The 14291-nt window shown below is 59.9% G+C and carries 15 protein-coding genes; 8 read left to right on the top strand and 7 right to left on the bottom strand.

Annotated features, from left to right (window positions below):
- The first annotated feature begins 17 nt into the window (after window positions 1–17).
- Complete coding sequence (locus B5D62_RS23780) at window positions 18–395, top strand: DUF1622 domain-containing protein (protein WP_085936528.1); 378 nt, start codon at window positions 18–20, stop codon at window positions 393–395.
- 825 nt (window positions 396–1220) lie between these two features.
- Window positions 1221–2057 (top strand): Crp/Fnr family transcriptional regulator, encoded by an 837-nt coding sequence (locus B5D62_RS23775; RefSeq protein WP_085936527.1) that lies wholly within the window; start codon window positions 1221–1223, stop codon window positions 2055–2057.
- Window positions 2058–2723: 666 nt separating this feature from the next.
- On the opposite strand, the gene B5D62_RS23770 is transcribed toward B5D62_RS23775, so the two are convergent.
- Complete coding sequence (locus B5D62_RS23770; RefSeq protein ID WP_170921093.1) at window positions 2724–3620, bottom strand: DMT family transporter; 897 nt, start codon at window positions 3618–3620, stop codon at window positions 2724–2726.
- Between B5D62_RS23770 and B5D62_RS33050 the strand changes: the two genes are divergently transcribed.
- The gene (locus B5D62_RS33050) at window positions 3619–3948 is read left to right on the top strand and encodes a hypothetical protein (protein WP_139374051.1); all 330 of its coding nucleotides are present in this window, start codon (window positions 3619–3621) and stop codon (window positions 3946–3948) included. The two genes, B5D62_RS23770 and B5D62_RS33050, sit on opposite strands and share 2 nt — an antisense overlap.
- A gap of 235 nt (window positions 3949–4183) precedes the next feature.
- On the opposite strand, the gene B5D62_RS23760 is transcribed toward B5D62_RS33050, so the two are convergent.
- The 5 genes from B5D62_RS23760 to B5D62_RS23740 form a co-directional block, all read right to left on the bottom strand.
- Window positions 4184–4876, bottom strand: coding sequence for a methyltransferase family protein (locus B5D62_RS23760; RefSeq protein ID WP_231714920.1), 693 nt, complete (start codon window positions 4874–4876; stop codon window positions 4184–4186).
- Window positions 4876–5118 carry a DUF2933 domain-containing protein gene (locus B5D62_RS23755; RefSeq protein WP_085936524.1) on the bottom strand — a complete coding sequence of 81 codons (243 nt, stop codon included), beginning with the start codon at window positions 5116–5118 and terminating at the stop codon, window positions 4876–4878. The genes B5D62_RS23760 and B5D62_RS23755 overlap by 1 nt, the downstream gene beginning before the upstream one ends.
- A 378-nt stretch (window positions 5119–5496) precedes the next feature.
- Window positions 5497–6237, bottom strand: a complete 741-nt coding sequence (locus B5D62_RS23750; protein WP_085936523.1) for a class III cytochrome C family protein — start codon at window positions 6235–6237, stop codon at window positions 5497–5499.
- Complete coding sequence (locus tag B5D62_RS23745) at window positions 6234–6914, bottom strand: iron reductase (protein ID WP_085936522.1); 681 nt, start codon at window positions 6912–6914, stop codon at window positions 6234–6236. The genes B5D62_RS23750 and B5D62_RS23745 overlap by 4 nt, the downstream gene beginning before the upstream one ends.
- A 1-nt stretch (window position 6915) precedes the next feature.
- Window positions 6916–8868, bottom strand: coding sequence for a 2Fe-2S iron-sulfur cluster-binding protein (locus B5D62_RS23740; protein ID WP_218191257.1), 1953 nt, complete (start codon window positions 8866–8868; stop codon window positions 6916–6918).
- A gap of 708 nt (window positions 8869–9576) precedes the next feature.
- On the opposite strand from B5D62_RS23740, the gene B5D62_RS23735 reads away from it, so the two are divergent.
- From B5D62_RS23735 to B5D62_RS23725, 3 genes are all read left to right on the top strand, one after another.
- Window positions 9577–10296 carry a Spy/CpxP family protein refolding chaperone gene (locus B5D62_RS23735; protein WP_085936520.1) on the top strand — a complete coding sequence of 240 codons (720 nt, stop codon included), beginning with the start codon at window positions 9577–9579 and terminating at the stop codon, window positions 10294–10296.
- Window positions 10297–10455: 159 nt separating this feature from the next.
- The gene (locus B5D62_RS23730) at window positions 10456–11424 is read left to right on the top strand and encodes a hydrogenase small subunit (protein WP_085936519.1); all 969 of its coding nucleotides are present in this window, start codon (window positions 10456–10458) and stop codon (window positions 11422–11424) included.
- 34 nt (window positions 11425–11458) lie between these two features.
- Window positions 11459–13183 carry a nickel-dependent hydrogenase large subunit gene (locus tag B5D62_RS23725; RefSeq protein ID WP_085936518.1) on the top strand — a complete coding sequence of 575 codons (1725 nt, stop codon included), beginning with the start codon at window positions 11459–11461 and terminating at the stop codon, window positions 13181–13183.
- Between the two features lie 245 nt (window positions 13184–13428).
- On the opposite strand, the gene B5D62_RS34205 is transcribed toward B5D62_RS23725, so the two are convergent.
- Complete coding sequence (locus B5D62_RS34205; protein WP_269435121.1) at window positions 13429–13560, bottom strand: hypothetical protein; 132 nt, start codon at window positions 13558–13560, stop codon at window positions 13429–13431.
- Between the two features lie 184 nt (window positions 13561–13744).
- Between B5D62_RS34205 and B5D62_RS33490 the strand changes: the two genes are divergently transcribed.
- Complete coding sequence (locus B5D62_RS33490; protein ID WP_085936517.1) at window positions 13745–14044, top strand: Spy/CpxP family protein refolding chaperone; 300 nt, start codon at window positions 13745–13747, stop codon at window positions 14042–14044.
- A gap of 14 nt (window positions 14045–14058) precedes the next feature.
- Window positions 14059–14283: a HypC/HybG/HupF family hydrogenase formation chaperone gene (locus B5D62_RS23715; protein WP_085936516.1), complete on the top strand. Its 225-nt coding sequence runs from the start codon at window positions 14059–14061 to the stop codon at window positions 14281–14283.
- Window positions 14284–14291: the final 8 nt, after the last annotated feature.

Here is a 14291-nt window from a genome sequence, read left to right as displayed (position 1 = left end):
GAGGAGATCCCGCCGCCATGAATTCATTCGAGGTCGTGTCGACGGGAGATGCACGCGCCGTAATGGTCCAGGTCTTGCATTGGATTGCAACGATCATTGAAGTCGTGGGCGTGGGGGCCATCGTCATCGCGGCAGTTGCGTCGACTATCGTTTTCGTCAAGGCGGGGGTGAGGAGTGGCTGGAATGGCGCGATGCCGAGCTATCGGGCTGATCTCGGCCGCGGCATATTGCTGGGACTGGAGTTCCTCGTAGCGGCCGATATCCTCGTAGCGGCCGATATCATCGGAACCGTTGCCGTGGCACCGACCTTTCACAGTCTCGGCGTGTTGGGGTTGATCATCACAATACAAACCTTCTTGAGCTTTTCGCTCGAAGTCGAGATCGAAGGACGATAGCCATGGAAGCGCTCCGGATAGGTTTTCCAAATACCAACGGGGCCAGAAGCCCGACGCCGCGATTTGAGAGCTGGAGGCAGCCACAACCTCAAGTCGTTGATCCAGATCAAGGAAAACCGGGCCGGCAGAGCCTACGGTTAGCGTAGTCTTTTCATGCAGCAGTCGATGATACTGGCTTGTTCCGGGCTTCTGACGCATAGTCGAAGCGCCATCGGTTGTGTGCCGTTCGGCCAACCCTGAAGCACGCGGATGTGGCATGCGCGTTTTGGGCATAGTCTTCGTAGCTTTGATATGCGCACTCGCCTTTGGTGGTGCGGCGTCGGCTCACTCGCCTGTTCATCATGAGCAGCGAGCAGTTCCTGCCCACCCGGATCATTCCGTCTATGGCGACGCCTCGCGATCCATACACGCAGTGGGACCGCGAGAGCGAGCAGCGGCTGCCTTGTCGCCCGCGGCATTCGCTCAGTCACGGGACATTGGTCGCTCGAACGACACATCATCGGATGTCGATCTCAACGACGATTGCTGCGGTGTCGCTTGTCACGCCGCCATCGGTAGCAGAAACTACTACAGTCGAACATCGCAGTTGCCACTCAGCGCAGTTGTCACTGTAGCGGCGTCGCTGTGCGGCAGAAGCCAAGGTCGGCTAGAGAGACCTCCGCGCGCTCACTAGTCAAATCGTCGTAGTGCAAGCCAGAAGCTCGGTGGCTCCTTAGGCCATCGGTGTTGGTGATTCGCGTGCGACCATTTGAGGGACGACACGGATCGGATGATTCGTGCGCCGCATCATTCGCGCTTCTCTCCCTTCTAGACCATGGCTCAGCTATGAAATCTCCACTGTCATCGAGGCATGACGCTCTCCCATGCGTCTGCCCAAATCCGCCCATCAGTCAACTTCGCCACCGCGCGCTTGAAACCAAACCTTGTCCCGTCACGGACCCTCTTCGGAGAATGGGCGAGCAGACACTTGGTCCGTCGAGCGGGATTGAACACTTGGACGATGTCCCTCTCAAGCGGGCGTACGTCAACGGTTCGCAAGCAAAGCTTTGCGTCCAGTTTCCACATATGAGGTACTCAGCAGGCCGCCCCCTGTTCCGCCAGGGGGATCCAGCGGATGCAATCTTTTACATCGGGTACGGACAAGTGCACCGGTTAGTGACGACCGAGAAAGGCGACGACCGTCTCGTCGCAATCCTCGGCCCCGGTGATTTTTGTGGCGAGGAATGCCTCGCGAACAAGCCGTATCGCACTACATCAGCCGTTGTCGTTGAAGACGCTGAAATCGCGAGGATCGATAGGAGCTTGATGCCCAACTTGCTCCGGGAGTGGCCAGACCTCGCTGGCGCGTTTACGGCATTTCTGGTTGCACACAGCCTCGAAACCGAAGCCGCCTTGATTGATCAGCTCGTCGGATCGGCCGAACAGCGTTTGGCGCGCGTACTGCTCAAACTTGCCAACGTCGGCAACGGGAGTCGCGACTTCGGCATCACATCGAACGTCAAGCAGGAGATGCTGGCAAATCTCATCGGCTCAACGCGTCCGCGAGTGAACTACTTCCTGAACAAGTTCAGGCGTCTCAACCTAATCGAATACGGAGGCCGGACGCCGCCCGGCACAATCAAGGTGCATTCTCGTCTGAGACGATTGGGCGAAATGGATTGAAATGTCGATGGATTCGATTGCGTCGCCCATTAGCGATAAATGCAAGAACTACTCCTGTGCTGGTCGTCCCCGGACAGCTGATGCGAGATCATTGGCACGATTGAATTCGAGTCTCAGATTGAACAGCGTGAACCGCACACTTGGTCCAAGGTTTCATCAAAGGAGACCTGTCATGATGAATCGTTGGAAACTGGCCTTGGCGACTGCCGCAAGTGCGTTGGGGTTCATGGCGTTCACTCAAGTCGCGTGGGCGCAATCAACCGATGCCACGAAGGGCCAGCACATACAGGGCGGAACGCAACCCGGACCCGGAACGCACGGCCACTCCTCGTCACCCAAGCCGGGTGAAACGAAGGAGATTCAACAGCAGCAGCACAACATGCCGGCTACGCCAAGCCATTCGAGTGGACCAGCTACCGGCAAGTCTGGTCAGTAGGCAAGCCCCCTTTTTACAGGACTGCCACAAGACTATCGCTCATTAGGGCGAAGGACAAAGGTACGTCCGCGGGCAATTGAAGAGCCAAACAGAGACAAGCAGTTGGTAGACCAGCAAGGCGTGTCCTCTTGGCTCAATTGCTTAACCCCAGCCAAGGGCTGGCGCCTTCATCTTGTGGCCCACTCCTTGTAGCCTTCACGACTCACCGATCGTGTTGGCCACTGAGTCCGTTACTTCCTTTGACGTGCGCTGTCTGATTCCACGAACAAAATGCCCAAGGCTGCGACGCCCAAGCCCAAGAAGGTAGAGGTTTCAATATCCTCTCCGAAGAACAATGCGCCGTAGCCCAGTGCGATGAACGGCGTCAAGAAAGTAAAGGCATTGCCTTCATGTAGCGGGACACGGCTCAGGAGTGCGAACCATAGGCACCGAGCCAAGGCTGTGCCGACCAAGGCCAGACCGAGCAGGCTTCCGACAAAACTGTAGGACCACACAACGGCCAGCGGGTCCTCAACAACAACAGCGGTGGCACTCAACGGCAAGAAGCCGAAAAGACACTGTGCAGACGTAGCCACGATCGGGTCAACGTTGCCAGCGACCTTGCGAGTGAGGACATTGCCGGTTGCGACGCCTATGGCTGCGATCACGAGGTACAAAAAGCCTAGAGAGAAGTCGCTGGAGCGACCGCCCATCCAAGGTGGGATCGCAACAACGAGAACGCCCACAAAACCGAGCATGAGACCGATGACCTGATGGGAAGTCGGCCTCTCCGCCAAGAGCGGATATGCCAGTAGCGCGGCAATGAACGGCTGCACGTGAGTAATTGTGGTTGCCATACCAGGCGAAACAAACTCGGCACCTCTGAACATTCCCAGGTAGCCAAAGCTTATCGTCCCAATGCCGATGAGCGCGAGATATGCCCAAGTACGCGGTTCACGAGGTATCGGGCGGCCGAGGCGGATCGCAACTCCAGCCAATACTGCGCCAGCAACCAATGCTCTTAGGGCGGCAAACGTCAAATGAGGAGCACTGCTCGCACCCACCAAAATGAGCGGATAGCAGAGGGCATCCAATGCCGCAACGACGGTAAGGCCCAACCTGCCCAACGCCGAGGCGGAATGGCTCATGCGACGCATGTCATCTTGCCCTCAAAAGACCACGCCGCACGGAAGCACGGCTGCACGCGACATCGCTCGGCTTCAGGTCGAATCAATGATTGTCGATGAATGGATCCAGGCTTTGGTTGGCGAGCGCATCCCCTCTTCCGGCGATCGTCACCCACCTGACAAACCGCCAACCCGCGAACCCAACTCAGCGAAGATCGTCGTCATAGCGATAACGGTGATCGGCCGGATGGCGCACTTCTGGAAGTCTGAGCCAAGCTCTTACGAGATCCATTCGCAGCATGGCTTCGTGGTCTTTGTCCTCTTCGCACAACCGGAGCGCCAGTCGTAGTTGGCCGCGCATGTACCAGACCTCGAGCGCTGTGTGGACGTGGTCGGGCGGCTCGGGCTTGCCCGGCACGGCGATGGATCGCCACTCCGTTACCAAGTCCTCAAGTGCACTGCGGCACGTGTCAGTGGCCCGTGCGGCACCAGGTAGGCCGATAGTCGCAATGACCAAGACCCCGAAGTACATCACGCTGCAAGCGAAGCCGATGCCTCTCCTGCCAGGGCACCCCGGTTTTCGCTCATTCTTCATCGTTCGCAGCCCGGCGAGAGGGTGCGGAAAAGAATCCCGATAGCCGCGGGACGAAGCCAGCAACGTCGTGTCGATAGCGTTCATACAGACTGCCGAATTCAGCGGCGGCATCCCGCTCCTCGACGCGAGCCAAGCGCACATACATGAAGACGAGCACGGGGAACATCGTCAGGGTCAACAAGGTCGGCCACTGAAGCAGGAAGCCGAACATCACAAGGATGAAGCCGACGTATTGGGGATGACGCATGTAGCCATAAACGCCAGTCGTGACCAGCTGGTGCTGTCGTTGGCCCTGATAGAGTGCCTTCCAGCCTACCGATATCAGCAAGAAGCCCGCACCGATGAAGAGGAAGCTCAACACGTGGAACGGGCCGGCGTGTGGATTTGCCTGCCAGCCAAATATCATCTCGAGGAGATGACCGGCGTCGTGGGAGAACCAGTCAACATTAGGGAAGCGACTCTGCAGCCAACCTGACAAGACGTAGATCGTCAGCGGAAAGCCATACATTTCGGCGAACAGTGCAACCAAGAAGGCACTGAAGGCGCCAAAGGAACGCCAGTCACGCCCTGTATGCGGCTTGAAGAAGGCGAAGGCGAATCCGATGAAGATCACCGAGTTGACGATGACCAGAAACCAGAGCCCATAGGCAGGAGAGTGATCTTGCAAGATCGCCTTCGTCATCAGTCGTGATGGGTTTCGTTAAGCCGATCATCAGCGTTGCGTCGCTGCCCGCTGCGACCGCCGTGCCCATGATGCATGAAGAGATGCATCACAGGACACAGCAAGAGAAGGAGGAAGGGCAGAACACCTAGAACGTGCGCTCGGTGTTCGGTAAACAGGAGAAAACCGCCTGCAGTGAGGAAGCCGATCAGCACCCAGGGGAACGGTTGACGCCACCAAGCTGGCTTATTTGTATGATCCATTTGTCCGTCGGCCCCTCTGTGTTGATCGAGGCGAGACAGCGCCGCCAGAAGTCGTTGGACACTTCGAATGTGGCCCCTTCTGAGGAACGCGTGCACTGGCGCGCGCTGTAGATCCGCGAATGGCTGGGGTCATGCCATTGACCATGGCAGATGAGCCGCAAGGCGGGGGCTTGTGAGGATGCAGGAGCCCGTGATTGTTAAACAGCGGACCAAGGTTCCGAAACCACCAACGAAGTACGGCCAGAGCGATGAGGGAGGAACTTTACTGGTAGTTCACCCTTCGCTGATGTCCAATTTGGGACATCGCCAGAGGTATTCACTTGAGCGCAATAATGCGAAAGTGTCGAGCCCTCTTCTTTCTTCTGTATGTCTACTCCCTTAGTGATGTTTGTACCAGCCCACCCCCCTGATGTCGTTCCAAGCATCAGTTTGATGGCAGAGATAGCATTGCTCGACCCGGGCATGCTCCTGGCCCGCCACCTTCTCCGAGACCATCTCAAAGTGACCCATGTAATGGCTGGGCGGGGCTTGATGGCACTGCGCGCACTCGGTCGAACTGGGCGACGGGTGTTTGAAGCCCGCCACATTCCACGTCGCCGTCGAATGGCAGGCAGCGCACTCCTTACCGAACAGGTCGCGGTGCGGACTGCGGTTGCTGTGACAGGCGAAGCAATCGAGCGTGCCCAAGTCAGCGGGCGCGTGACCCGACAGTGACGCAAACCAGGGAGACGGTTGGTTCACGAGCCTCGAGCGCCCGATTGCGATCAGAGCATCGTGGTCCATGCGGGTCGGACGGACTTCACCCAAATGCTCGACGTGGCATGTCGCACAGGTCTGAATGGTCGCGTGAAAGGCCGTCGATTCGCGGGCGAGCGTCGTGGCATCGGCCGCATGACATGAGATGCAGGCTGCGGCTTCCACGCCCTTGACCGGCGTATGGCACGCCTCGCACTGATTGGAGAGAAAGGCGTGCTTGGTTGAAAGGGCGCCCGGCCTCACCAATGTCGCCCAGTGAGGCAAGCTTGCCGATCCCTTACGATAGACGGTACCGACAGCCATGATAGAGCTGGCGACGGTCACCGTTACAAGCAACAGGTAAATAAGCGCCTTCCATTTCATGGAAGCCACCGCAGCCCATAATAGATTCCTCCGCCGATATGCAGCAACAGGAGCCCGTACATTAGAATCGACGCGACGATGTGGACGACAATCCATCGACCGGCGATACGTTTGGCGGTGTCGCGCATCCCGAGCGAGTATTCGATGTCTGCAATCGCATCGACGAGTGTCAGGATAGGGACATCCGGTGCGGCTGCGCCGACAGTGGCTTGGCGCCCGAGGTGAAGCGCGATGCGATCATAGGCCGTGCGTAACGTCCCGAGCAGCGCCTGCTGCCGGCGTACTTCCGTCCCGAGATGTGCAAGATAGTAACGGCCGATAAAGCCCGTCCCGATCACAATCACAATATCCGCAATCAGCGCGATGCCCAGGCCGCTTTGATATTTGTGTCCCGAATGCAGGATGGCAATCAGGGATGCTAGAAGCCCGCCGTAGATGTGGAAGCTAAGAAGGCGGCCCAGCGAAACATGCCGCGTCACGCGAACTTTCAGCCAACCGATGTACTTGACGGCGGGGTAGACGAGCGCCAGCAGCATGAAAGTTGCTGCCATGATCCCCAGTACTCCGCCGGCCAGGCTGCCCGCAAAGCGCGGCGAAACGTGCAAGAGATAGCCAGGCGCAAGGAAGAGCAGCAGTGTTCCGAGCGCCAGGACGACAACTCGCTCTTTGTCGCCCATGTCAGGCGTCGACCGTGATGTCGCCCAGAGAATGGGCTTGGCAGGCGAGTATTATCCCGGACGCCTTATCGTCGTCCGTCAGCGCGTCCTGAACCTCCATAGTAACCTGACCAGCCAGCAACTTGGTCTTGCAGAGGCCACAGGTCCCTACGCGGCAGGAGTAGTCGATCGGCACGCCGATCGACTCCGCCACCTCAAGGACCGTCTTGTCGGGCGGGAGAGGCGCTGATTTGTGAGACCGGTCGAAGGAGATGGTCGCCGTCGCCGGACCCGCCACCGGTATGGGTTCCATCAACGGAGGTGTGGCAGCCTCGACCCGCTCGACAAGCTCCGTCACCATCAAAGGTGGCGGTGGGGGCGGCAGAGGACGCGGCGGCGGCACGGCCCCGGTGGCCGGACCAAAAGCTTCAGTCTTGACCTGGTTGGCTGGCACACCCAATTCGCTCAGGATGCGCCGTATAGTCTCCATCATGGGCGGTGGACCGCACAGGTGGACGCGTCGAATTTCTAGTGAAGGTACTGCATGGGCGAGTGCGTCCTTCGTTATCTGGCCTTCCAAGCCCATCCATGCTGATCCTTCCGACCTCGCGCCGACCGACGCCACAACATGGAGCTTGGGATGACGGCGCTGCAGGTACTCGAGCTCTTCACGGAAGATCAGCTCGTCGGTGTTCCGTGCAGCAAGGATCAGGAAGATCTCGCCTGGCCAGCTCATGTCCGTCAGATAGCGGATCACGCACATCATGGGCGTGATACCGACGCCGCCGGCGATCAGGACGATACTTTCGGCGTTTCCCCCATCGAAGGTGAACACACCCGAGGGGCCACGAACCTGCAGCACGCTGCCAGGCACGACGCTGTCGTGCAGGAAGCGTGAATACGCCCCCTCCTCCTCGCGCTTGACGGTGACCTCCACGTACGAGGTCCGTGTTGGTGGCGAGGCGATCGTGTAGGATCGGCGCACCAGTCTGCCGTCGATCTGCGCTGAGAAAGTCAAGAACTGGCCGGGGGCATAGGAGAACGGGATAGCGCCACCTCCTGGCTCAACCAGCCGGAAGGTCTTTACGAGAGGTGTCTCACGAACAATGCTGGCGACGCGCAGCGTTCCGGACCATGTCGATATAGACGTTGGAGGCGATGGTAGCGGAGGTGACTGCTGGACCTTTGTCGACGGCGGTGGTGGAGGGGATACCGCTGGAGTCGTGGGCGTAGGGGAGGCAGAGATCGGTACGGGCGCACGACCCTGCGCTGGTTGGGGGCCGGCTGGTCGAGTCAAACGATTGACCAAGGCAAGCGAGCGATGTCGACGCCCAACACCGACGACAAGCATCGTCAGCGCGAACAGCAGTACCACCGTCATGGAGACGATGTGGAACCAAGATAGGTTGAGCGGTCCAACCTCTTCTTGTACTGGCGAGGTCGGCCGAGCGAGATTCATCTGGTCACGGAACCAGCTCAAGGCAATCTCGTGGGGCGGACTCCCCTCTGCGAGCGCACGCAACGCTGATGTGCCGCTCTCGATCTCTGCCAACGCAGCACGCTGGCGAGACAAGGCGGCTGACATTGCGGCCGCGTCATTATTCATCGCAGCGCGGTGATAATCGTCCTGCCCCTGTACGAGTGCCGCGTTGCCGGTGACAATTCGGGCTCGCGCGTCCGTCTCAATCTTGAGACGGGCTTCCGGGGTCATGACCGGCAACTCCATCAGCTGGGGATAGAGCTGCTTTCTGGGTGGGCCGCCCATCATCGAGCCCATCATCTCCATGCCGCCGGCGGATGATGGTGCCGGTTGGCCGGCAGACGGAGCGGACGGCGTCTGACCGGGATGATGCTCGGAATGGGAATCTGCGGGCTGTGCAGCAGCGGGAGCTGCACCTCCAAAAACGGCTACCGCCAGAAGCATCAAGCCACGGCGCATCGCCTTATTGCGGGCCGGCGGATATTCACTCTTCACCGCTGCTTCCCAATATTACTCGATGTTCTTGACACACCTTTGCTGGACGCTCTGCACGCGTTGCCCCTTCAACAGATTGACGAGCGACGTTGACTTCAGGATGAACAACCCTGCCCCGCATGGTTACAAGCATCCTTGCCCGCTGCCCGACCTTCTCCGCATCGGTTCTGCGTCTATTGATCAAAGAGGCGAATTGCGCTGTCCAATTTGAGACACATATGCAGATTTCTAGCGTGATCTGCCGCCTGCCGGGCCCTCAATGGCGCCCCCTCAATCTGCTCGACCTGGGACTGTCGCGATCGCTTAGGGCATCAAGCTTGGCGAGTTCACTCCCACCGCAATAGCCTCGGCCCCTGAGATGTCCGGCGCAGAAACGGGGCCTATTGCTTTGGCGCATGCCCCTTGTACGAGCCCGCGGCAGAATTCGCGCACGTGTCCCAAATGGGACAGCGTGATCAGCCTCATTGGCCGAATACTTTCAAATGCATCGCAACGAGACACGGCACGGCCAGAAGGCTGGCTCTAGAGGGGATTGACGTGAAAGCACGCTGACCGCCCGGAACCGCTCAAACGCATATTGCTACGTCGCTGGCCACGAACGGCATTGCCTCAACTTAGAGGACGCCCGACTGCCCCGCGTTCCGCGCCACTGCAAAAGAGCAGGCAACCACGTAGCTGACAAACTGGCTTCAGAAGAAAGGAACTCCCATGACACGTATGAACTTCTTATCTGCTGCAAGCCTAGCGACGATGGCGACCATCGTACTTGCCCCGGCGATCGGTTCTTCGCAGACCCTCGATCCGACAAAGATCGTCGTTGCGCAGATGATGGACGACGATAAGGGCATGAAGGGTCAGGGTATGAAGGGCCAAGGCATGCAAGGCCAGGGCATGCAGAGCCAGGGAAAGAGCATGGGCATGGAAGGCCACAACATGGGTGGCTCGGGCATGCAGAACATGCAGACACCCGGTGATTGCTCTGGCGGACAGTGCGGAGCGATGCAAGGTCCTGGCGTGCAGGGTCAAGTGGCGGGACCAATGGGACCCGGAGCCATGATGGGCCCCCAGATGATGCAGATGATGATGCAAACCCGCATGATGGATCTGCCCACGGACCACATCGACGGTCGCATCGCCTACCTTCATGCTGAGCTGAAGATCACGGAACCGCAGATGCCGACATGGACAGAGTTTGCGACCGTTATGCGCACGAATGCAAAGCGCGTCGAGGACGCCCAAAAGGGTCAGCCGCAGCGGACCACGACAACCGCCGCCGACCGACTGGATGATCAAGAGCGCTGGCTCACGGTGCGCCTGGAAAGCGTGAAGGCGTTGAAGCCCGCCTACGCGAAGCTCTATGCGGCGCTCGACGACAAGCAGAAGAAAATCGCCAACGAACTCATCGCGCCGCACATGGGCATTCGGTAGCAAGCGAGCGCACCGTGGCCCCCCGGCGATATCGCGTCCTTGGCTGAAGTAAACCCCAGTATCCCCCAACCTCAGCTGGGGGCGCGATATCGCTTCTCACGCATTGGTGTCGCCAAAAGCCAACTAAGAGACCGTCGCTAGTCGGAAGGAGGCGGTGCCATGGGAGTCCGTCCATCGCTCTACGAAGAATTGCGAAACCAAGGTGTGTCACGGCGCGGCTTCCTGAAGTTCTGTGGGTACATGAGCTCGGTGCTGACCTTGCCGGTGGGAAGCGCGGAAGTGATTGCGCAAGCTCTTGCGTCCAAGCCCCGGCCAAGCGTGATCTGGCTGTCGGTACAAGAATGCACCGGCTGCAGCGAATCGCTGCTCCGCTCCTTCGAGCCAACTCTGGAGAGTCTGATCCTCGACTCCATCTCGTTGGACTACCACCACGTGCTTCAAGCGGCAGCCGGCGCAGCGGCGGAGGCAGCGCGCGATCGGGCGATCGAGCAGAATTGGGGCAAGTATTTCCTCATCGTCGATGGCTCAATTCCCGGAAAGGATGCGGGCGCGCGGTCAACGACCGGAGGCAAGGCAGGCCTGTCGCTGGTCCGCAATGCCGCCCAAGGGGCGGCGGTTATTGCCTCGGTCGGTACGTGTGCCGCCTTTGGCGGCATCGGGGCGGCCGCACCAAATCCTTCCGGTGCTTTCGGAGCGGCAGACGCGCTCGGCGACCTCGTGGCGGCCGGCAAGGTGACGGCTCCAATCGTCAACATTCCTGGTTGTCCCCCCGTGCCCGAAGTGATCACAGGCCTTGTCACCTACTATCTCACTTACGGTTCGATTCCCGCCCTCGACGATCTGCGCCGGCCCAAGATCTTCTTCGGCAAGACCGTTCACGACAATTGCACGCGCTTGCCGTTCTTCGAGCGCCAGCAGTTCGCGCGCAGCTTTGACGACGAAGGCGCTCGCAAGGGCTGGTGCCTCAAGGATCTCGGCTGCAAGGGGCCACTAACGTTCAATGCCTGCACGACGATCAAGTGGAACCAAGGGACCAGCTTTCCAATGTATTCCGGCCACGGTTGTCTGGGCTGTGCGCAGCCGAGTTTCTGGGATCGCCCTGGCGGCTTCTACACAAAGCCGTTCTAGCCAAACGAGCCCGGCTTGAGGGAGAAAATGTTCGATGGCGCGCATCGTCGTTGACCCGGTGACCCGCATCGAAGGGCACCTCAGGATCGAGGCGGAGACCGATGCCTCCGGGTTCATCACCCGCGCTTCGAGCTCCGGCACCATGATGCGTGGCATCGAACTGATCCTGAACGGACGTGACCCACGCGATGCCTGGGCGTTCACGCAACGATTCTGCGGCGTGTGCACGGTGGTTCACAGCATCGCATCGGTGCGCGCCGTCGAGTTCGCTCTGGGATACGAGATTCCCCCGAACGCCCAGCTCATCCGCAACATCATGATCGCGACGCAGTTCGTCCACGACCATGTGGTGCACTTCTATCATCTTCATGCCCTCGACTGGGTGGACGTGATGTCGGCGGCCAGCGCCGACCCCGGTGCAACGTCACGATTGCAGCGCTCTCTCAGCCCCTGGACCAACAACAGCACGGACTATTTCGCGACTGTCCGCGACCGACTGCGCCGCTTTGTTGACGGTGGCCAGCTCGGGATCTTCACCAACGGCTATTGGGGTCACCCCGAGTACAAGTTGCCCCCCGAGGTCAATCTGCTGGCCTTTGCCCACTACCTGGAGGCGTTGGCGTGGCAACGCGAGGTCGTCAAGATTCACGCCATCTTCGGCGGCCGCAATCCGCACCCGAACTTCGTGGTCGGGGGCGCTCCCTGTACGATCAGCGAGGGCGAGCAGGTGACGGCCGTATCTGCTGCAAGCCTGAAGCAGGTGGGCGTCATTATCGAGAAGATGCGTGACTTCGTAGATCACGTCTACCTACCCGACACCCTGGCGATCGCGAGCTACTATAAGGATTGGAGCAAGGTAGGCGAAGGCACCGGCAACTTCCTATGCTATGGTGATCTTCCACGCGGGACCGATACATTCAATTCGTCGACCCTGTTGTTTCCGCGCGGCGCCATTCTCGATCGCGATTTGTCGAAGGTGCTACCCGTCGATCTCGAAGATCCGGCGCAGGTCCAGGAGTTCGTGAGCCACTCCTGGTACGATTATTCGGTCGGCAAGCACAAGCCGCTTCACCCGTACGATGGCGAAACGCGCCCGAACTACACGGGACCACAGCCACCGTACGAGCACCTCGACGTCGATCGTTCCTATTCCTGGATCAAGTCACCGCGTTGGCGTGGCAAACCAATGGAAGTCGGCCCGCTGGCGCGCATGCTGCTGCTCTATGCGACCGGAGATCGCAAGGCGAGAGAACTCATCGATAGCAGCCTTAAGCGGCTGGATCTGCCGATCGAAGGTCTTTTCTCAACGTTGGGCCGCGTTGCCTCACGAACCCTTGAAACGAAGATTCTGGCTGATGCGCTCGCGGACATGCACAGCGCGCTGCTGCGCAACATCGCGGCCGGCGATCGAGCCACGTTCGACGACAGCCTGTTCGATCCCTCAACGTGGCCACCTCAGGCCCGTGGCGCAGGGTTCATGGAAGCGCCACGCGGCGCGCTGGCACACTGGGTTGCCATCGAGAAAGGCAAGATCGCAAACTATCAGGCGGTCGTTCCCAGCACCTGGAACGCGGGTCCGCGCGACGCGCGGGGACAAGATGGCCCCTATGAGGCCGCCCTGCGAGGGCATCGTCTCGCCGATGCTACGCGGCCGCTCGAGATCCTGAGGACCATCCACAGCTTCGACCCTTGCCTGGCCTGCGCCGTGCACGTCATCGACCCGGGCGGACGTGAGCTTGTCGAGGTCAAGGTCCTCTAGGGCGCCATGCCGAGTACGCGGAACACCAGCATGCTTGACCGTAAGATGACCTTGGCCGGGCTGCTGATCACGACGCTCGCCCTCGCCGGCGGCGTGTCAACGATGGCAAGGCCAAGCCAAGGCTATGGCGACTTGATCGACACCTACTGCATTTCGCAAGGGCGCCTGCGTGTGCCGGCTCACCAGTCCCACTGTGCGATGTGCCATCAGACAGGAACCTTCGACAGTCTTCCTGCCCATCGTGTTCAGCCGAACTGGGCCGAGTTCGACAAAGGCAGGGCGACCGGCGACTTCAGCTTCTTCTGTCCAGGCGGCAGCACCGGGGCTTCTCCCCCTGCCTCCGCAGCCACTGCGGAACCGGCACCCTCAAGCGGCACTGGAGAGCTCTCCGGGTCGCCCACGATGTCAATGCACGGACGCCCGCCAGCCCCCCAGCAGGGAGCGGGATCTGCAGCATCACCAGAGCCGCATACCATGCCCATGCCTGCTGCGCGCCCTGCCCCTGCCCCTCCTTCTGTTGCCGACCGGCAACCAGTAGCGCCGGCAGAAGTCGAAGTCCGATTGACGCGATTCCGCGACGAGATCGGAATCGGTCAGCCCGAACCTGCGAATTGGACTGGCTTTGCCGAATCGGTACGTTCAGCAGCAGCGGCGGACCGCCGGGCATTCACGGAACAGACGCCCTCGAACGAGCCGTTGGACGCCGTAGCCCTGGTGCGCCAGCAGGAACGGCGTCTTTCCGCGCGAATTGCGGCGCTTCGCTACGTTGCGACGGCTTTCACCCGGCTCCTGCCGGACCTGACCGAACAGCAACGCAAAGTCGCCAATGAACGCTTCTCATTGATCCTAGAGGTCCTCTAGGGAAGGAGGATATCGTGTGCTTGGCCATCCCGATGCGGGTCGAGTCGATCAACGGGTTCGTCGCCCGGTGCTCGGTCCGTGGCGTGTCCCGCGATGTCAGTCTCTTCATGCTGGAAGAGGGCTCGGTCCTCGCAGGGGATTACGTACTTGTCCACGTTGGCTATGCAATCCAGGTCATCAGCGGCACGGACGCAGCGGCAACTTGGCAAGTGATCGACGAAGCTCTCTCCGGACAGTGAAGCAAGTA

Source organism: Enhydrobacter aerosaccus (assembly GCF_900167455.1).
Taxonomy (GTDB): domain Bacteria; phylum Pseudomonadota; class Alphaproteobacteria; order Reyranellales; family Reyranellaceae; genus Reyranella; species Reyranella aerosaccus.
This window is presented reverse-complemented; position numbering and strand designations above follow the sequence as displayed.